The sequence below is a fragment of the Polynucleobacter sp. 39-46-10 genome (genome assembly GCF_002282275.1).
This window is the reverse complement of record NZ_NCJB01000012.1, coordinates 1-17,988: the sequence shown is the minus strand read 5'-3', so window position 1 is coordinate 17,988 and position 17,988 is coordinate 1. Positions and strand designations below refer to the sequence as shown.

Sequence of the window (17,988 nt, the reverse complement as noted above, 5' to 3'; positions counted from 1 at the left end):
AACCTGTTTTTATTGTTATTTCTTTCTACTCTTTTTAGGTGCAAGAGCGGCAGTAATTGCTTTCGGAATCTGGGCATGATGCGCGGCGCAAATGGCTACCCCTAAGGCATCTGCTGCATCTGTTCCTGGTGCACGACTTAGGCGCAATAAACGTTTCACCATTTCTTGAACTTGGGGTTTAGTAGCTCTACCGGTTCCCACAATGGATTGCTTTACTCGCAATGCACTGTATTCAGCGACAGGGAGCTTGTCGGATACCAGGGCTGCAATCACCGCTCCTCGAGCTTGTCCCAGCATCAGGGTAGACCGAGGATTGACATTGAGAAATACTTCTTCAATAGCCGCTTGCTCTGGATGGTAGGTCTCCAGCACTTCCTTAATACCCGCGTACAAGATTCCCAGTCTTTCGGGAAGACCTTGTGCTGGATCTCCACTTTCAATCGTCCCAGAGGCTACGTAGCTCAGTTTTTGGCCATCAACATCAATAACACCGAAACCCGTTGTTCGTAGACCTGGGTCGATTCCTATCCAGCGCATAAGTGATTAGTGGCGGAAGTGGCGTGTGCCGGTAAAAATCATAGCGATGCCATGTTCATTCGCTGCTGCAATGATTTCATCATCACGCATGCTGCCGCCTGGTTGGATAGCGCAGCTTGCACCACCATTCACAACGACGTCTAAGCCGTCACGGAATGGGAAGAAAGCATCACTTGCCACTGCAGAACCTTTGAGGCTTAAGCCTGCGTTCTCAGCCTTAATACTTGCCATGCGAGCAGAGTCTACGCGGCTCATCTGACCAGCGCCGATACCGAGAGTCATACCATTAGCGCAATACACAATCGCATTGGACTTCACAAACTTTGCAACGCGCCATGCAAACATCATGTCGTGCATTTCGCTTGGGGTTGGAAGACGCTTGCTAACAACACGCATTTCGTTCTCAAGCACATTCTTGGCATCAGGAGATTGAACTAGCAAGCCACCACCAACACGTTTGAAATCAAAAGTATTAAATGCAGCGCCCAAACGAATTTCTAATAAGCGCACATTTTGCTTGGCAGCAAAGATGGCCTTAGCTTCATCGCTAAAGCTTGGAGCAATCAATACTTCCACAAACTGCTTAGAAATCGCTTCAGCTGCGGCACCATCACATGGCACGTTGAAGGCGATGATTCCGCCAAATGCTGAGCTCGGATCTGTTTTAAATGCTTTTTGATAGGCCTTAAGTGCATTGGCACCTACCGCTACACCACAAGGATTGGCATGTTTAATGATGACGCACGCTGCAGCGCCGCCAGCATTGCCGGTAAAACTCTTGACGCATTCCCAGGCAGAGTCAGCATCAGCGATATTGTTATAGGAGAGCTCTTTACCTTGCAATTGTTTGTAGTTGGCAAGCGCACCATCGACTGAATAAATGTCTTTATAGAAAGCTGCAGATTGGTGTGGGTTCTCGCCATAGCGCATCTCTTGTACTTTTTCAAAGGCCAGATGCAGCGTTTCTGGATAAGCAGAACGCTTCTTGTGATCGAGATCATCACCCAATGCAGATAGATAATTCGCAATCGCGCCGTCGTATTGGGCGGTGTGGGCAAATACTTTTTTAGCCAGGCCCAAATTGGTCTTATAAGAAACTACGTTCTTATTGGCTTTCATTTCTTCGAGTACGGGTGCGTAATCTTCTGGAGAAATGAGTACGGTCACATCTTGGTGATTCTTAGCAGCGGCGCGCAACATTGCTGGGCCACCAATATCAATGTTCTCAACCGCATCTTCAAATGAGCAATCTGCTTTAGCAACCGTCTCGTTAAACGGATAGAGGTTGATCACGAGCATGTCGATCGTATTAATGCCATGCTCTTTTAAAGCAGCCATATGCTCGGGGAAGTCTCGACGAGCCAATAAGCCACCATGCACCATCGGATGCAATGTCTTGACGCGGCCATCCAGCATCTCTGGGAACTTAGTGAGTGAAGATACTTCTACTACCGGTAGATTATTTTCAGCCAAGAGTTTTGCCGTGCCACCTGTAGAGATCAGCTTGATGCCTTGCTCATGAAGGGCTTTAGCAAACGGCACAATGCCATTTTTATCGGAAACAGAGAGTAGGGCTGTACGAATCATAGTTTTTCAGAAGGTTGAATTAATCAAGAATTGACGAATGAGGTCTGGCTTATTTCAGGAGCTGGTGCTCAACCAACTTCTTGTGTAGCGTATTGCGATTGATGCCAAGGTACTGCGCAGCCAAAGATTGATTCTGCTTTGCATGCTGCATTACCAATTCGAGCATCGGCTTTTCAACTACAGCTAGGACCATTTGGTACAAGTCGGATGGAGGTGTACCTTTGAGATCGTCTAAGTAACCTTGGAGTTGGGTTTCAATGCATTCAGTGATGGGGTGCTTATTGGTCATGGATAAATTAAATAACTAAAAACTAAATTTAGGCTGCTTCTAAAAATAACAAACGATCAGAATGTGATTTCATTTCATTGAAAAAATCATTCACCATCTGTAATTGGGTTTTGCAATCATCAGCAGTATTCATTCTTTGACGGAAGGCATGAGAGTCACGTAAACCTTTGCAATACCAGCCGATATGCTTACGCGCAGTGCGTAAGCCGACATATTCGCCATAGAACTCATAGTGATCAATCAAATGGGCATTCATGATTTCTTGAATCTCATTGATCTGCGGTGTTGGTAGCTTGCCACCTGTTTCGAGAAAATGATTGATCTCACGAAAGATCCAAGGACGCCCTTGAGCGGCACGACCAATCATGATGGCATCGGCACCAGTTTCTTTTAAAACAAATTCTGCTTTTTCTGGAGTAGTGATATCGCCATTCGCAACCACCGGAATGGCAACACTATTCTTCACTGCGGTAATGGTTTCGTACTCCGCTTCGCCATGGTAAAGATCAGCCCTTGTACGACCATGTACGGTCAACATGGAGATGCCAGATTTCTCAGCGAGACGTGCAATATCAATCGCATTTTTATGTTCGCGATCCCAGCCTGTCCGAATCTTTAAGGTGACAGGAACAGCATCAGGCCCTACGCCTACAGCTTGAACTATGGCTTCCAAAATTTGCTGTACTAAAGGCTCGTCTCTCAATAGCGCAGAACCAGCTGCAATATTGCATACCTTTTTGGCTGGACAGCCCATATTGATATCAATAATTTGGGCGCCATGATCGACGTTGAGCTTGGCAGCTGCAGCCATCATCTGCGGATCGGCCCCGGCAATCTGGACTGCAATCGGCTTAAATTCACCTTGGTGGTTAGCGCGACGTTGGGTTTTCTCGCTCTTCCAAAGCAATGCATTGGAGGCAATCATTTCAGATACGGCATAGCCAGCCCCGAGCTTTTTGCAAAGCTGACGAAATGGACGATCCGTTACCCCAGCCATTGGGGCTACAAACAATCTATTTGCGAGAAGGTGCTGACCAATCTTCATGGTTTTTAGCTTGGGTGCTGGAGGGCTTCCAGTGCTTGGGAAAGGGTGACACTTTAGCACAGGTCAGCCTAAATCTGCCTAAAAAATAGGCAGATTCACTGATTTAGATCAAACGGGGAATGCTTGTATTTTGGAGGCTATTTCAGCCCCTTAGCGCCTACCAAACATCATCTGGCGAGCCAAGGCTGTTTTGACTGGCGGGAACCATTGGAGGGCCGATAAGGCTAATCCACGACCGATCACGATAGGAAGTAGATTTGAGGTGAAAACCCTTGCCATAAAGTCAGTTAGGCCAATAGTGGCAGACCGATCTGCCTTCCGGCTTTGGGCATAGTCTTTCAAGGTTGCTTCTATTGCTATGGGGGTTTTTTGATCTTCGGGCTTGGAGAAAAGTGCACTGAGTTTTTCGGCCAAGAGATAGGCATCTCTCAGTCCGAGGTTGAGCCCCTGTCCTGCAACAGGGTGCAAGGTCTGGGCAGCATTGCCAATCCAAACCTCATGGCCCTGAGTAATTTCTTTGCGGTAGTTAAGTCCCAACTCATAAAGACGACGATCTTGGATTTTAAGAAACTGACCAATGCGTGAGCCGAACTCCGCTTGCAGGCTTTTCAGAAATTCAGCATCACTTAAGGCAAGGCGTGCTTGTGAGGAGCTTGGGGTTCCACACCAAACCAGATTCAGAATATTGGGACCATAGTGACTTGGTAAAACCGCCAAAGGTCCTTCGGATGTAAATCGCTCCCATGCTTGATGGGGTGCTGCATTCTCAACCTCTACCAAGCCAACTAAGGCTGATTGCTCATAGTCTCTGCCTGACTCTACCCAATCCTGTGTTTTAAATAAACCACCTTCAGCATGAACTACAGATTTGGCTTGAATGCCTGATGTGTCTGCTTGCGCATCGATATGCTTCCAAACAAAATTCGGACTTTTTGTTTGAATAGCTCTTAAGGCTTTGCGCAAAGTCAAGTGAATATCGCGATAGCGAATGATGTGACCTAGTGCATCTTGTTTCAATTCTTCGCGAGTCATGAGAGCACGACCAAAGCGACCTGCTTGTGACACATGCACGCGATGAATATCAGCACATTCAGTAGGCCACGCATCAATGGTATCTAGTAGCAGCTTGCTACCGTGCGATAAGGCAATTCCTCGACTGTCAGCAGCAGCTAAGTTCGCATCATCTACAGGGTTGCGGTCCAGCAAAGCGATTTTTGCTTCAGGAAATTTTTGCAAGCACCATGCTGCATAGGCTAGGCCAACTGGTCCACCACCCTGAATCACAATATCGAATTTTGTTGCTGACATGTTTGGCAATTTAATTATTCTTCATTAGCGCTTCGATTTCATCGGGCTTGACGGGTGCGCCGCGAGAAATTAATTCACATCCAGAATCATTCACTACAGCATCATCTTCAATGCGGATGCCGATATTCCAGAAGGGCTCATCTACATCATCGGCAGGGCGAACATATAGGCCTGGCTCAATAGTCAGCACCATGCCCGATTGGAGAAGGCGCCATGGCTTTTCTAATGAGTTTGTTGCGGCACTCAGTGGTTCACGATATGAGCCAACATCATGTACATCCATGCCTAACCAATGTGAGGTGCGATGCATATAGAAACGACGATAGGCGCCCGTTTCAATCGCGTTATCTAACGAGCCTAACTCTGCAAGTTTGAGTAGCTTCTCATCGAGCAAGCCTTGAGTGAGCACCTTAAGTGCAGCCTCATGTGGCTGCATAAAAGTATTGCCCGGCTTGGTTGCTGCAATGGCAGCTTCTTGGGAAGCTAGTGTGATGTCATAAAGAGCCCGTTGTGGCCCTGAAAATTTTCCACTTACCGGAAAGGTGCGGGTGATATCTGATGCGTAGCCATCAAGCTCGCAACCCGCATCGATCAAGCAGAGTTCACCACTACGCAGTTCAGTATCGCCGGCACGGTAATGCAGAATGCAGGAGTTGGCTCCGCTAGCAACAATGCTGTTGTACGCAACGCTTTGTGCACCGCTATAGCGGAACTCATGCAGTAGCTCTGCCTCGAGGTGGTATTCACGCATACCGGGTTTGCAGGCTTGCATGGCACGAATGTGCGTGCGTGCAGAAATTTGGGCAGCACGACGCATGATGTCGATTTCATGTACATCTTTAAAGAGACGCATTTCATGAATCAGACTTTCTACATCATGAAATTCTGAAGGTGGATTCACGCCAGCACGAGCTTGCGCTCTTACTTGTTTCATCCAATGTCGTAAACGGCGATCGGTCTCAGCACTTTCTGAGAGGCGAATATAGACAGCATCTTGATCTGCCAATAACTCACCCAGTTTTTTATCTAACTCATGATTACTGTGAGCGTACTCTACGCCTAAGGTTGCAGGTGCTGCATCTGGCCCTAAACGAATACCATCCCAAATTTCACGCTCTGCATCTTTGGGTCTGCAAAAAAGATGTGATTCGAGTTGGGCTTGTGATGCCGACCCAGCAATCTTTAATACGAGCGTTGCACCCGGCTCTTCAAAGCCGGTGAGGTAGAAGAAATCGCTGTCGTGACGATAGGGAAACTCGCTATCGCGATTACGCGCAGTCTCAGGTGCTGTAGTGATGATGGCGATGCCACCGCCAGTTTTGGCGCAGATCAGTTTTGCGAGTTCAACTCGACGTTGTTGGTAAATGGCGGAATTAGTCATTCGCTGCATTGAGTTCTTGTAATCGTTGGGGTGTACCTACATCGTGCCACGGTCCAGTATATTTTTCACCGGACACTCTATTTTTAGTCATTGCCTCCCTGAGAAGGGGTGCTAGCTTAGCGGGTGAGCCTAGCTCTAAATCCTTGAAGAGCTCTCGGTGATAAAGCCCAATTCCAGAAAAAGTGAGTTTTTCAGCTCCATCTAGTAGTTGATTGGTCACTTTGGAGTCTTTCAGATAAAAGTCCCCCTCAGGGTGCTGCACCGGGTTGGGAACCATCAAAAGATGCGCCAAAGGCTTGTTTGACATGCTGCGCAAACGAGTAACCTGCTCTAAAAGCTCATGAATTGGTAGGTTTGGGCTAAAAACATCCCCATTAATTACTAAGAAATAATCGCTGGGGTTCAGTAAGGGGAGGGCCTTGCGAATACCGCCCGCAGTTTCAAGGGCGCTAGTTTCTGGAGAGTAGGTGATGTTGAGATCGAATTGGCTGCCGTTGCTTAAAGCTTCCTCGATCTTGTGACCAAGCCAGGCATGGTTAATGACAACTTCTTTAATGCCAGCCGTACTCAAGGCTTCTAAATGCCAAGCAAGTAAGGATTTGTTTTTGATTGTGAGAAGTGGCTTAGGCAATTCATCGGTGAGTGGACGCATGCGCTCGCCTCGACCGGCGGCCAGTAAAAAGCACGGAATGAGATTGCGCTTATTCATGACGGTTTGTTGTTATTCCTTAGTGGGGCGCGTCGACTCTAATATGCGTGCCAAGGGCTTTAATTCAATATAGCGATTAGCCGTGGCAATCGCATACTCGAGTACCAATGGAATATCTTTGAGATAACCATCTTTGCCATCGCGATGAAACAGCCTTGCAAAAATTCCTAAGACTTTCAGGTGGCGTTGTAAACCCATCCACTCAAAGTCACGATAGAACTGACCAAAATCAGTTGGCATAGGCAAGCCAGCTTGGCGACCTTCTTCCCAAAATTTAATCACCCAATCAATCACGCGTTCTTCGGGCCACGCAATGTAAGCATCACGCCAGAGTGAAGCAGCATCGTAAGTGATGGGGCCATAAACCGCATCTTGAAAATCGATCACACCAGGATTATTTTTTTTAGTCACCATTAGATTGCGTGAGTGATAGTCTCGATGCACATAGACTTTTGCTTGAGCAAGATTATTTTGAATGATGAGTTCAAATGCTTGCCTGATTTGAGAGTGTTGCAGTTCAGTTAATTCGATGTGCAAATGTTTCTTGAGATACCACTCAGGAAATAAATCTAATTCACGTTGCAAGAGTGCTTCATCGTAGTTTGGCAATACATCAGGTTTACTTGCTAATTGCATTTGGACTAAAGCGTGGGTTGCATCTTTGTAGAGATGATCTGCTCTCTCAGCATTGAGTTCTGCAAGATAAGTTTTGGTGCCAAGATCATTGAGTAAAAGAAAGCCTTCAGCCACATTCTTTTCTAAAATTTTCGGGACGTTTAGACCGGCATTTTCGAACAATAAATCGACCCTAATGAAGGCATCTAAGGGCTCATGTTGGGGCGGAGCATCCATCACGATCAAAGTTGGAAAATCCGGGTTTTTGGACTCAATCCGGAAATACCGCCGAAAGCTGGCATCAGCTGAAGCGGGGGCTAAAGTGGATAGATCTAATTGCCAGCTAGGTTCAAGGCCTTTTAGCCAGCTACGGAGGGAGTCTAAGCGAGAGTCAGTCATGGTCGATTCGTATAATAAGGCGGGTCTGGATCTATGAGTCATTATCGCCGTCGCGCCGGCCTTTGCGCCCCTCTTTTTTTATCTGTCACCCTGCGCGTAATGATGGGGGTTACATTGTCGCAATTTGCCCTCTCAAGTATGGCTCAGGCACCCGCACCTTTACCCCCTTCTGCGCAGTCCTTGGGTAGCTCCGCTAACTCCGTTTTAATTCCTGATCGTGGCGATGTCACCGTCTTAAAGTTGGATGATCAATTACGGGTCGGTAAACCCATTGGCGATGGACAAGCTTTAACGTTTACCTCTAGTGATTCAATCGATGGAATTGTTGATCGCGAGATGCGCTTAAAAGGGCGTGCGCAAATTCGTCGAAATGGTGCGGTGATTAAGGCGGATGAAATTAAATACGATCCTGATTCCGACGTTGCAAATTTGTCTGGCAATACTGAATTTTCAAAAGGCAATACATTATTCAAAGGGCCAAAAGCACGCCTTAGAGTAGATGCGCGTGAAGGGGAAATGGAATCCCCGAATTACGAACTGCGTGATAACCGAGCCCGCGGTAATGCAAATAAATTAACCATTGAAACTGCAGATGTGTTTGTGTTTGATAAAGCCACCTACACAACTTGTACCCCAGAAAATTTAGATTGGTATTTCACGGCCAGTACGCTGGAGATTGATAACGAGCAAAAAGAAATGGTTGGTACGCATGGTGTCATGCGATTCTTTGATGTTCCCATTGCTTATGTGCCTTACTTCACTGCCCCCACATCAAATCAACGTCGTTCCGGAATCTTAGCGCCAGTAGCCGGGTATAACTCCAATAATGGTATTGATATAACGCAGCCTTACTACGTCAATATTGCACCTAATCGTGATTTGTTATTGACGCCTCGGGTGATGGGTCAACGTGGTGTTCAGTTAGGCGCCAAGTATCAGTTCTTGGATCAGCAGTATGCGGGAAGTTTGGGTGGAGACTATCTTCCTTATGACCGTAAGACCGGCACTGATCGTTGGCGGTACGATTGGCAGCAAAGGCAGAACTTTAGTGGTGACTTATTGGGAATGGGCGGCATCCCTATTGCTGGAGCTTGGACCGGCTATGCCAATATGGCTCGTGTTTCGGATAACTTATATCCAGTAGACTTTTCACAAAGCATTGCTGGTGCAGTTACCAACCAGTTTCGTCAAGAAGTTGGCACCACCAAGAACTTGACCGGCAGCCTCAGTAACTGGACCGTCGCTGCAAGAGCGATGACTTTCCAGACCTTACAGCCTGATCCAACTGTGACTGTGCAGTCCCCATACAATATTTTGCCGAACATCACTGCGACCTATAACAATCGCTTAACTCCAGCAGTGGCCGACGCTAGTGGTAAATACATCACCTTGCCATCCGGTCCTGTAACCACGTTTTCTACAGATTTAACCCGCTTTACATACAACGTTAATAGCGATCCCTACGCAGCCCCAGCAGGCTCACCTTATGGTACTTATTTGTATAGCCAAGCTGATCGCACGGTAATCAAAGGCGCAATGGCCTTGCCTCAGATTACACCAGGCTATTACTTCACCCCAAAGATGAGCTTTCAGGCCAATAACTACGCTGTTCAGGCCTATACATTGGGAGCCCCAAGTGCCCAAGGATTTGTTTTGCCTACATTTAGCCTTGATTCAGGATTGGCGTTTGAAAGAGATGCCACGGAATTAAAGGGCTTCTTTGGGCGCGATATGTTGCTTACGATGGAGCCGAGAGCGTTTTATGTTTACACGCCCTATCAGAATCAAACCTACACGCCAGTTTTTGATACGGCATATGCAGGTTTTGGAATAAGTCAAATCTTTGCAGAAAATGACTTTGTGGGTAATGATCGTATTGCGGATAACAATAAGCTGACTATGGGTATGACCAGTCGTATGATCGAGGCGAATACTGGTGCAGAACGTGCGACAGTAACGCTTGCGCAAAGACAGGACTTTACCGGGCAGAAAGTGACTCTCGGAGCTACAAATACAAACCCGACAACCTATTCAGACACCCTAGGGGCTGGATCGGTTCGCTTGCTTGGAAACTTTAGTGCTGATGTGTTCGGTCAGTACAACACACAATTAAACCGCTTAATGCAAACAACTGTTGGAGGGAGCTGGCGTCCAACACCAGGGCGCAGCTTGAATTTTGGTTATCGAAACGTTTTTGGATCAACCAATCAACTAACCCCTGTTTCAACCGCAGTCACTACTACTGATCAATACAACGTCTCAGGCCAGTGGCCAATTACACGCGAGGTTTCAGTTTTGGGTCGCTGGGGTTACGACGCTTTAACTACCAAAACGCTTAATACGCTGGTGGCTTTGGAGTGGATGCGTGACTGCTGGACTTTACGTGGGGCCTACTCACAGATGCTCAATACCTCACAAATAACCACCACCCAGGTTTTATTCCAAATAGAATTTAGGGGCTTCGGTAGCGCTGGTAGCAATCCAGTTGATATCATGAAGCTGAATGTTCCCGGATATATGCCTACTTCTAAGCCTATACCACCTTCAATATATGAGAACTATCAATGATGCGTAGGAATCGATTTATTCAAGCTCTTGCAGCGATGCTTTTGGCTGGAGCTGTTTTATTGCCTCAGATCGCGTTTTCGCAAGATGGCTCAAAGACTTTAGCTGATAGCAAAATTCGAAACATTGATGGTGTTGCGGCAGTTGTCAATACCGGTTATGTGACACGTAAAGAAATTGACGATCGCATCGCAGCCCTACAAAAGCAGGGAACTAAACTTCCTGATGCAGCCACTTTACGCAAGACCGTGCTTGAGCGCCTCATTGTCGAAAAGATTCAATTGCAAAATGCTGAGCAAGAAGGGGTGACGGTTAGCAATAAAGAGCTTGACAAGATTATTGGTGATATTGCGGCTAAGAATAAATTAACAGTTGCTGAGTTGAAGGTAAAAATTGCCGCTACAGGTAGTACCTATGATCGCTACCGCCAAATGTTGCGGGATGATGTGATTATTAGTCGCTATCGTGAGCGTGAGGTAGAGGGCAAGATTAAGATTTCTGATGCAGAGGTAGATAACTTTATTTCTGATCGTAATCGTGCAGTAGCCGGAGGAGGAAAGCCTGCACGCTCCACCCCAGCTGCAAAAGGTGAGCCCGAAGAAATTGATGTTGCACAGATTTTTATTCCTGCTGATGCAAGTGCTGGTGCTGGCGCTCAGGCTGAGGCAAAAAAGAAAGCAGAATCCCTCTTGCGTGAAGCGCGTGGCGATATTGATTTCTTGCAATTGGGTGCAATGGCCGCAAAAGATAATCCAAAGATTAAGTTTCAGGAGTTGGGTTACCGTACCCCAGATCGCTTGCCACAATTATTTTATGAGGCCGTGAGAAATACGGGTGGCGGACAAGTTGCCAATGCAGTGGTTAAGAGCCCTGCTGGCTATCACGTTCTGAAGGTTCTAGATCGTCGTGCGCTAGTTGCCGGTGCTCCTGAGCCACAGCAAGCTGCCCCTCAAGAAAGTGCAACTACCCCTCAAAACATCATGGTGACGCAGACTTTGTCTCGTCATATCTTATTGCGTAGTCGTGCTGGTTTAACGGATCAAGATGCTGAAAGACGCCTCGCTGGTTATCGTGATCAGGTTCGTGCAAAGACTGCTGATTTTGGTGAGTTAGCTAAAAAATATTCCGAAGATGGATCTGCAGCCAATGGCGGCAATCTAGGCTGGATGGGTCCTGGCGATTTAGTTCCGGAGTTTGATCAAGCAATGAATCGCTTGCAAATTGGTGAAGTCAGCAATCCAGTGAAGACGGAGTTTGGCTGGCATTTGATTCAGGTGCTTGAGCGTCGTGAGGCTCAGTTGACCTTGGAGAAGCAGCGTCAATTTGCCCGCGCAGCAATTCGTGAGCGCAAGTTTGAGCAGGCTTATCAAGATTGGCTACGTGAATTACGCGACACCGCTACGGTGAAGATCATTAACGCAGATGATCCAGCAGCCAGCCCTCGTTAATTTAGTCATTAGCTCTGGAGAGCCCGCAGGGGTTGGTCCAGAAGTTTCTGTTGCAGCTGCTTTAGCTTTTTTGCGAGAGCAGCCTGTAAGTACGATTACTTTGCTTGGTGACCCCAGCTTAATTCCAGCGACCAAGATTCCTCCAGCTTTATCGAATCGTTTGAAGGTGGAATCTATTGCACTAGGCGCTCCAGCAATAGCCGGTCAGCTCAATCCCGCTAATGCTCAGTATGTTCTAAATGTTCTGGATGCCGCTGTTAAAGGATGCCTTAACGGGCGCTTTGATGCGATGGTGACTGCGCCCATACAAAAAAGTGTGATCAATGAGGGCGATACTTCAAGCGATGGCTTATTTACCGGACATACTGAATATCTAGCTAAGCTTTGCCGTCAGGAGCATGTTGTCATGATGTTGTGTGCGACATTGCCAGCGGGATTTTTAGGTTTACAGAAAAGCCGCGACCTCCGGGTGGCTTTAGTTACAACCCATCTACCTTTAAAAGAAGTTCCTGACGCACTTGATCGTCAGCATATTCTGGAAACGATTCAGATCGTCGATCGGGATTTGCGGACAAAATTTGGCATTGATAAGCCTGTGATTCGGGTGGCAGGACTTAATCCCCACGCAGGTGAATCAGGCTATCTTGGTCGCGAAGAAATTGATGTGATTGCTCCTGCTATCGAAGCTGCCAAACAGTTGGGTATTCAGGTGAGTGGGCCCTACCCGGGTGACACGATGTTCGATGCCAATGGTTTAGATGGTTTAGATGCTTTTATTGCGATGTATCACGATCAAGGTTTGGCGCCATTTAAGTTTGTGAGCTTTGGTGGTGGCGTGAATGTCACCTTAGGCTTGCCGATTATTCGCACTTCGGTAGATCACGGTACAGCGCTAGACCTTGCTGGTAAAGGCCTGGCAGACTCTGGTAGCATGCTAGAGGCTTTGCGACTCGCCTATCAATTAGCAGTAAATATGAAGAACGTAAAGAATCTAAAACTATGACGCATCGCGCTCGTAAACGATTTGGTCAAAACTTTTTGCAAGACTCTGGAGTTATTTATTCCATCGTTGCTGCAATCAATCCAAGTGACAATATGCACGTGATTGAAATTGGTCCTGGCCTTGGTGCGCTAACAAAGCCCTTATTGAGCAATCTCGATCATTTAGACCTTCTCGAAATCGATCGAGACCTGGTAGCTTATTGGAATCAAGAGAATCTTAAGGGTCTTCGTGTCATTGAGGGGGATGCGCTCAAGTTTGACTTTCTGGAATGGGCGAACGCCCGTCCAGCCAATAGTGGACTGTGTAAGGTTGTTGGTAACTTGCCCTACAACATTTCCACCCCATTACTTTTTCATCTTGTTTCTGCTGCAAATGTGATCGATGAGCAGGTATTTATGCTTCAAGCCGAAGTTGTAGAGCGCATGGTATCCAAGGCGGGCGGCTCTGAATTTAGTCGGCTTTCTGTGATGTTGCAAGCCCGCTACGATATGGAGCAAGTTTTAGAAGTTCCACCCGAAGCTTTTGATCCGCAACCTAAAGTGAATTCGGCGGTAGTGCGAATGATTCCACGAAGGGATTTCAGCTTAAACAATGCACAGTGGCATGCCTTGGAAAAAGTAGTCGCTGCGGCGTTTTCTCAAAGAAGAAAAATGCTACGCACTAACCTATCAGCCTTTGCTGATCGACTGACTTTATCTGAATCTGAATTAAAAGCGCGTGCCCAAGATATTCCGGTGGAGCGCTATATTGAGTGGGCCAAAACTTTAGCCCACTAAGCTTTTGGTTTTACTGATAAGCAGTAGGATCAATTACTCGCATTTCAGCTTCGATCCATTTTTCTACTTCTTGATGAAGCTGCCCACCTGTTTTACCAGCAGAGGTGATTGCAGGCCCGATTGAGAAGATCACTGTTCCAGGCTGTTTTAGAAAGCTGTTCTTAGGCCAGCAGCGACCCGCATTGTGGGCAATTGGAATCACAAGTGCCTCGGTAGCACTTGCTAGCCTTGCGCCACCTTTGCTGTAGGGTTTGTGAGACCCGGTAGGCGTTCTAGTTCCTTCTGGAAATAACAAAATCCATTTGCCTTCACTTAAGCGCTTTTTCCCTTGGCCGACGATGGAGAGGGCGGCAGTTTCTTTGCTATTGCGATTAATGTGAATCATTTTAAGCAAAGCCAAAGCCCAACCAAAGAAGGGGATCCACAGCAATTCTCTTTTAAAAACGAAACAGACTTGCTTAGGAAGCTTGGCAATATAAAAAATGGTTTCGTATGCAGATTGATGTTTGCTAAGCACGACAACTGGTTTATCTAAAACCGCCATCATATTTTCCATTCCGCGAATCTCGTAACGAATGCCACAGAGTGGTTGCAAGATCCAGATCACTACCTTATTCCAGAGGCCGATAAAGCGATAGCGATTCTCAGGATTAAGGAAGGGGAAAACCAGAATGCAAAGCACCGACCAAATTGGGGTGAATATCAGCAAAAAGAGGGTAAATAGGGCTGAGCGAATAAAAGTCATATTGGCATTAAACCTTATCTTGCAAGAGTACACGCGCAAATGCCATCAAATCTGCATGAATTTGTGTGCCCTCCGGGAGATCACCTTTATCTAGGGTCTTGGCGCCTTTGCCAGTTAACACCAGGTGTGGGCTAGCACCTAAAGCAATACCTGCCTGAAGGTCACGCAAGGAATCGCCAACAATCGGCACTCCCAGTAAAGGTGTGGCACTCTGATTTTTTTTGTAACGAAGTGCGATCTCTTTCATCATCCCTGGTAGGGGTTTGCGGCAGTCACATGCGTTGGCATCGGTATGAGGACAAAAGAAAATGCTATCGATATGGCCGCCCAAGGGTTTGAGTAGCTTCTCCATCTTGCCGTGCATCGCATGGAGATCATTGATATTGAAATAGCCGCGCGCTAAACCCGATTGATTGGTCGCCACGGCAATTTGATAGCCAGCCTGATTCAGTAGTGCGATAGCTTCAAGACTGCCGGGCAGCGGAACCCACTCATCACTTGACTTCACATAATCATCCCGATCTTCATTGATCACGCCATCGCGATCAAGAATGATGAGTTTAGAAGAGCTAGTGCTCATGCTAATTTGCCGAGGTCGGCAATGAGATTCATTTTCTGGTGAAGTTGTTGCAGGAGAGCCAGGCGGTTATCGCGCAGCTCTGGATTTGGATCCATCACCATGACATCGGCAAAGAATTGATCAATAGGGGTGCTTAAGGCTACGAGTGCTTTCAATAAATTGACGAACTGACGTTGCTCATAAGCAGCAGTCAGTGTCGGGGTAAGTTTCTCAAGTGCCTGATGTAATGCAATTTCAGATGGAACTTGTAAGAGCTTGCTTGAGCAGGTTGCAGGAATGGTAGTGGCATTCTTTTTCAGAATATTGCTAATACGCTTATTGGCAGCAGCTAACTGAGCTGCCTCTGCTAGGGAATTAAATTCACGCAACGCAGTGAGGCGATCAATTAAATCGTTAAGTTGAGCGGGTGACTGACTTAATACAGCATCAATTTCTTCGGTAGTGAATGGCTTGCCAGCAACTGCTTGGTCACGTAAGTAAGCGCGCAGGCGATCAATAATGAAAGCGTAAATATCTCCAGCCTTAGCTTTTTCTTGAACATCTTTCTGCGGAAATTGTTTGCGAGCCAGTTCAATTAATTCGGGCAGGCTTAGGCTCAAATTTTTCTCTAGCAAAAGACGGCAAATTCCTAGAGCATGACGACGTAAGGCGTAAGGGTCTTTATCGCCAGTAGGCGCAAGTCCAACACCCCAAATACCAACTAAGGTTTCTAGCTTATCGGCAATAGCAAGGATGGTGCCTGTCTGAGTTTTTGGCAATGCGTCACCAGCAAAGCGAGGCATGTAATGCTCGCTACAAGCAGAGGCTACTTCAGTATTTTCGCCGTCGTGCGTTGCATAGTAACGACCCATGATGCCCTGAAGCTCTGGGAATTCGCCAACCATATCAGTCAGTAAATCGGTTTTAGCAATTTCAGCAGCGCGACTAGCTAGTGTGTCATCTGCAGATAAGGCTTTTGCAATACCTACAGCGATTCCTTGGACACGCTTGGTGCGGTCTAGTTGATTGCCGAGCTGATTGTGATAAACCACTTTTCCAAGATCGGCTACGCGGGATGCCAGCGGACGCTTTTGATCTTGCTGGAAGAAGAAGCGTGCATCAGAAAGTCGTGGACGCACTACGCGCTCGTTCCCGGAAATGATTGCTTCTGGCTGATCAGTCTCAATATTGGAAACAATTAAGAAACGATTGCGTAACTTACCTTGCTGGTCAGTCAAAGCAAAGTATTTTTGATTAGTCTGCATTGTCAGAATCAAGCATTCTTGTGGCACTTCTAAGAACTCCTGATCAAAATGGCATTCATAAATTGCTGGCCACTCAACTAAAGCCGTTACTTCATCTAATAAGCTATCTGGCATCAACACTAAATCAGCGCCAGCGGCTTTTAATAAAGCGGATTCAATAAATTCACGGCGCTTATTAAAACTTGGCAACACTTTGGCTTTAGTGGTGAGATCGGATTCATACTGATCAGCGGAGGCGATTGTAATAACGCCGGGAGCTAAAAAGCGGTGGCCTTCTGTTTGGTTTTCTGCATCAATGCCTAGTGCACTGATATTCAGGGCTTGTCTGCCATGAAGGGCAATGATGCGATGTGCAGGGCGCGCAAACTCAACGTCCTCCAATTCACCATTTTTTTGGAGCACTTGATAGTGCATCATTTTGGCGATTGGTAATTTGCTTAGTGTTTGCTCAAGTGCTTGTTGAGCGGTTTGTTCTAGCGCTGCGCCTTTGGCAACAACGTTTAGATACAAAGCTTCATTCTTGCCTTCGCCTGCTTTTTCTAAAGTCGAGAGATTAATATCAGCATAACCCAAGGAGGCTAATTTCTTTTGTAGTGGCGCAGTCGGTTTTCCATCAGCATCAAAAGCAATGCTGGTTGGTAGTAACTTTTCGCGCACTGGATAGTCTGGTGCTTGGCTCAATACATTGCTTACTTGAACCGCGAGGCGACGTGGTGTAGCAAAGCCAGTGGCAACCGAGTTTTCGCTCAAAAGGCCGGCAGCTTTCAGTGCGGAATAAATACCTTCACTAAAAGCATCACCCAAGCGACGTAATGATTTGGGTGGAAGCTCTTCGGTAAATACTTCAATCAGAAGATTATCTGATCGAGAGAGGGAGTTCGGTGTACTCATAATTAGATCGAGCTGCTTAGGCTTTGGATTGACGTTGGCACATCGGGAATCCCAATTTCACACGAGACTCGAAGTAAGCCTGCGCTACTGCACGAGAAAGATTGCGGATACGTCCGATATAAGCTGCACGCTCTGTAACTGAAATGGCGCCGCGGGCGTCAAGTAGGTTAAATGTGTGTCCGGCCTTAAGTACCATTTCATAAGCTGGTAAGGCTAATGGCACTTCCATCAAGCGCTTGGCCTCACTTTCATAGTTAGTGAAGTTTGCAAATAATAGGTCGGTGTTGGAGTGTTCAAAGTTGTAGCAAGATTGCTCCACTTCATTCTGGTGATAAACATCACCATATGAGATGCCATCTGCCCAGACGAGGTCGTATACGTTGGAACAATTTTGGATGTACATCGCCAAGCGCTCAATACCGTATGTGATTTCGCCTAAAACGGGTTTACAGTCAATGCCACCAACTTGCTGGAAATAGGTGAACTGAGTTACTTCCATGCCATTAAGCCAAACTTCCCAGCCCAAGCCCCATGCCCCCAGGGTTGGGTTTTCCCAGTCGTCTTCAACAAAACGGACATCGTTCTTTTGAAGATCGAGACCTAGAGCTGCAAGGGAACCCAAGTAGAGCTCAAGAATATTTTCTGGCGCAGGTTTCAGAACTACTTGGTATTGGTAGTAGTGTTGCAAACGGTTTGGATTTTCTCCATAGCGACCATCTTTTGGTCTGCGCGAGGGTTGGACGTAAGCTGCCTTCCATGGCTCTGGGCCAATGGCCCTCAAGAAAGTGGCTGTATGAGATGTACCGGCACCGACCTCAAGGTCAATAGGTTGCAATAGGGCGCAACCTTGTTGGTCCCAGTAATCT

At 46.8% G+C, this 17,988-nt stretch carries 16 protein-coding genes; 4 read left to right on the top strand and 12 right to left on the bottom strand.

Annotated features, from left to right (window positions below; all coding sequences use genetic code 11):
* Positions 1-15: 15 nt before the first annotated feature.
* The 8 genes from ruvC to B7X71_RS02295 form a co-directional block, all read right to left on the bottom strand.
* Positions 16-537 (bottom strand): crossover junction endodeoxyribonuclease RuvC, encoded by a 522-nt coding sequence (gene ruvC / locus B7X71_RS02330; protein ID WP_293597462.1) that lies wholly within the window; start codon positions 535-537, stop codon positions 16-18.
* A 6-nt stretch (positions 538-543) separates the two neighbouring features.
* The gene (purH, locus tag B7X71_RS02325) at positions 544-2,124 is read right to left on the bottom strand and encodes a bifunctional phosphoribosylaminoimidazolecarboxamide formyltransferase/IMP cyclohydrolase (protein ID WP_293597463.1); all 1,581 of its coding nucleotides are present in this window, start codon (positions 2,122-2,124) and stop codon (positions 544-546) included.
* Positions 2,125-2,173: 49 nt separating this feature from the next.
* Positions 2,174-2,413 carry a helix-turn-helix domain-containing protein gene (locus B7X71_RS02320; RefSeq protein WP_046330848.1) on the bottom strand — a complete coding sequence of 80 codons (240 nt, stop codon included), beginning with the start codon at positions 2,411-2,413 and terminating at the stop codon, positions 2,174-2,176.
* A 28-nt stretch (positions 2,414-2,441) separates the two neighbouring features.
* On the bottom strand, positions 2,442-3,458 hold the full coding sequence (gene dusB / locus B7X71_RS02315; RefSeq protein WP_293597464.1) for a tRNA dihydrouridine synthase DusB: 1,017 nt from the start codon (positions 3,456-3,458) through the stop codon (positions 2,442-2,444).
* Between the two features lie 150 nt (positions 3,459-3,608).
* Entirely contained in the window at positions 3,609-4,766 is a 1,158-nt protein-coding gene (locus B7X71_RS02310) for an FAD-dependent monooxygenase (RefSeq protein WP_293597465.1), read from the bottom strand.
* 10 nt (positions 4,767-4,776) lie between these two features.
* Positions 4,777-6,156: an aminopeptidase P N-terminal domain-containing protein gene (locus B7X71_RS02305; RefSeq protein WP_293597466.1), complete on the bottom strand. Its 1,380-nt coding sequence runs from the start codon at positions 6,154-6,156 to the stop codon at positions 4,777-4,779.
* Positions 6,140-6,856: an N-acetylmuramate alpha-1-phosphate uridylyltransferase MurU gene (murU, locus tag B7X71_RS02300; RefSeq protein WP_293597467.1), complete on the bottom strand. Its 717-nt coding sequence runs from the start codon at positions 6,854-6,856 to the stop codon at positions 6,140-6,142. The genes B7X71_RS02305 and murU overlap by 17 nt, the downstream gene beginning before the upstream one ends.
* Positions 6,857-6,868: 12 nt before the next feature.
* The gene (locus B7X71_RS02295; RefSeq protein ID WP_293597468.1) at positions 6,869-7,870 is read right to left on the bottom strand and encodes a phosphotransferase; all 1,002 of its coding nucleotides are present in this window, start codon (positions 7,868-7,870) and stop codon (positions 6,869-6,871) included.
* 33 nt (positions 7,871-7,903) lie between these two features.
* Between B7X71_RS02295 and lptD the strand changes: the two genes are divergently transcribed.
* Genes lptD through rsmA form a run of 4 tightly spaced genes read left to right on the top strand, consistent with a single transcriptional unit; the run spans position 7,904 to position 13,662 of the window.
* On the top strand, positions 7,904-10,438 hold the full coding sequence (gene lptD, locus B7X71_RS02290) for an LPS assembly protein LptD (protein ID WP_293597469.1): 2,535 nt from the start codon (positions 7,904-7,906) through the stop codon (positions 10,436-10,438).
* Positions 10,435-11,883: a peptidylprolyl isomerase gene (locus tag B7X71_RS02285; RefSeq protein ID WP_293600152.1), complete on the top strand. Its 1,449-nt coding sequence runs from the start codon at positions 10,435-10,437 to the stop codon at positions 11,881-11,883. Before lptD ends, B7X71_RS02285 begins: the two co-directional genes overlap by 4 nt.
* A complete protein-coding gene (gene pdxA / locus B7X71_RS02280; RefSeq protein WP_293597412.1) occupies positions 11,858-12,886 on the top strand; it encodes a 4-hydroxythreonine-4-phosphate dehydrogenase PdxA in 1,029 nt (342 codons plus the stop codon). Before B7X71_RS02285 ends, pdxA begins: the two co-directional genes overlap by 26 nt.
* Positions 12,883-13,662, top strand: a complete 780-nt coding sequence (gene rsmA / locus B7X71_RS02275; RefSeq protein WP_293597413.1) for a 16S rRNA (adenine(1518)-N(6)/adenine(1519)-N(6))-dimethyltransferase RsmA — start codon at positions 12,883-12,885, stop codon at positions 13,660-13,662. Before pdxA ends, rsmA begins: the two co-directional genes overlap by 4 nt.
* A gap of 10 nt (positions 13,663-13,672) precedes the next feature.
* Here the strand turns inward: rsmA and B7X71_RS02270 are convergent, their stop codons facing one another.
* The 4 genes from B7X71_RS02270 to glyQ all read right to left on the bottom strand — a co-directional run.
* Complete coding sequence (locus B7X71_RS02270) at positions 13,673-14,407, bottom strand: lysophospholipid acyltransferase family protein (protein WP_293597414.1); 735 nt, start codon at positions 14,405-14,407, stop codon at positions 13,673-13,675.
* A 7-nt stretch (positions 14,408-14,414) separates the two neighbouring features.
* Entirely contained in the window at positions 14,415-14,987 is a 573-nt protein-coding gene (gmhB, locus tag B7X71_RS02265) for a D-glycero-beta-D-manno-heptose 1,7-bisphosphate 7-phosphatase (RefSeq protein ID WP_293597415.1), read from the bottom strand.
* Positions 14,984-17,122, bottom strand: coding sequence for a glycine--tRNA ligase subunit beta (glyS, locus tag B7X71_RS02260; protein ID WP_293597416.1), 2,139 nt, complete (start codon positions 17,120-17,122; stop codon positions 14,984-14,986). The genes gmhB and glyS overlap by 4 nt, the downstream gene beginning before the upstream one ends.
* Before the next feature lie 16 nt (positions 17,123-17,138).
* The coding region (gene glyQ, locus B7X71_RS02255) for a glycine--tRNA ligase subunit alpha (RefSeq protein WP_293600151.1) at positions 17,139-17,988 on the bottom strand (850 nt) is incomplete at its 5' end.

Bases quoted from the DNA above. Each gene is read 5' to 3' on its own strand.
- B7X71_RS02285 (WP_293600152.1), top strand. From the start codon at position 10,435: ATGATGCGTAGGAATCGATTTATTCAAGCTCTTGCAGCGATGCTTTTG.
- murU (WP_293597467.1), bottom strand. From the start codon at position 6,856: ATGAATAAGCGCAATCTCATTCCGTGCTTTTTACTGGCCGCCGGTCGA.
- glyS (WP_293597416.1), bottom strand. From the start codon at position 17,122: ATGAGTACACCGAACTCCCTCTCTCGATCAGATAATCTTCTGATTGAA.
- B7X71_RS02270 (WP_293597414.1), bottom strand. From the start codon at position 14,407: ATGACTTTTATTCGCTCAGCCCTATTTACCCTCTTTTTGCTGATATTC.
- gmhB (WP_293597415.1), bottom strand. From the start codon at position 14,987: ATGAGCACTAGCTCTTCTAAACTCATCATTCTTGATCGCGATGGCGTG.
- lptD (WP_293597469.1), top strand. From the start codon at position 7,904: ATGAGTCATTATCGCCGTCGCGCCGGCCTTTGCGCCCCTCTTTTTTTA.
- B7X71_RS02305 (WP_293597466.1), bottom strand. From the start codon at position 6,156: ATGCAGCGAATGACTAATTCCGCCATTTACCAACAACGTCGAGTTGAA.
- ruvC (WP_293597462.1), bottom strand. From the start codon at position 537: ATGCGCTGGATAGGAATCGACCCAGGTCTACGAACAACGGGTTTCGGT.
- pdxA (WP_293597412.1), top strand. From the start codon at position 11,858: ATGATCCAGCAGCCAGCCCTCGTTAATTTAGTCATTAGCTCTGGAGAG.
- B7X71_RS02320 (WP_046330848.1), bottom strand. From the start codon at position 2,413: ATGACCAATAAGCACCCCATCACTGAATGCATTGAAACCCAACTCCAA.
- purH (WP_293597463.1), bottom strand. From the start codon at position 2,124: ATGATTCGTACAGCCCTACTCTCTGTTTCCGATAAAAATGGCATTGTG.
- rsmA (WP_293597413.1), top strand. From the start codon at position 12,883: ATGACGCATCGCGCTCGTAAACGATTTGGTCAAAACTTTTTGCAAGAC.
- dusB (WP_293597464.1), bottom strand. From the start codon at position 3,458: ATGAAGATTGGTCAGCACCTTCTCGCAAATAGATTGTTTGTAGCCCCA.
- B7X71_RS02295 (WP_293597468.1), bottom strand. From the start codon at position 7,870: ATGACTGACTCTCGCTTAGACTCCCTCCGTAGCTGGCTAAAAGGCCTT.
- B7X71_RS02310 (WP_293597465.1), bottom strand. From the start codon at position 4,766: ATGTCAGCAACAAAATTCGATATTGTGATTCAGGGTGGTGGACCAGTT.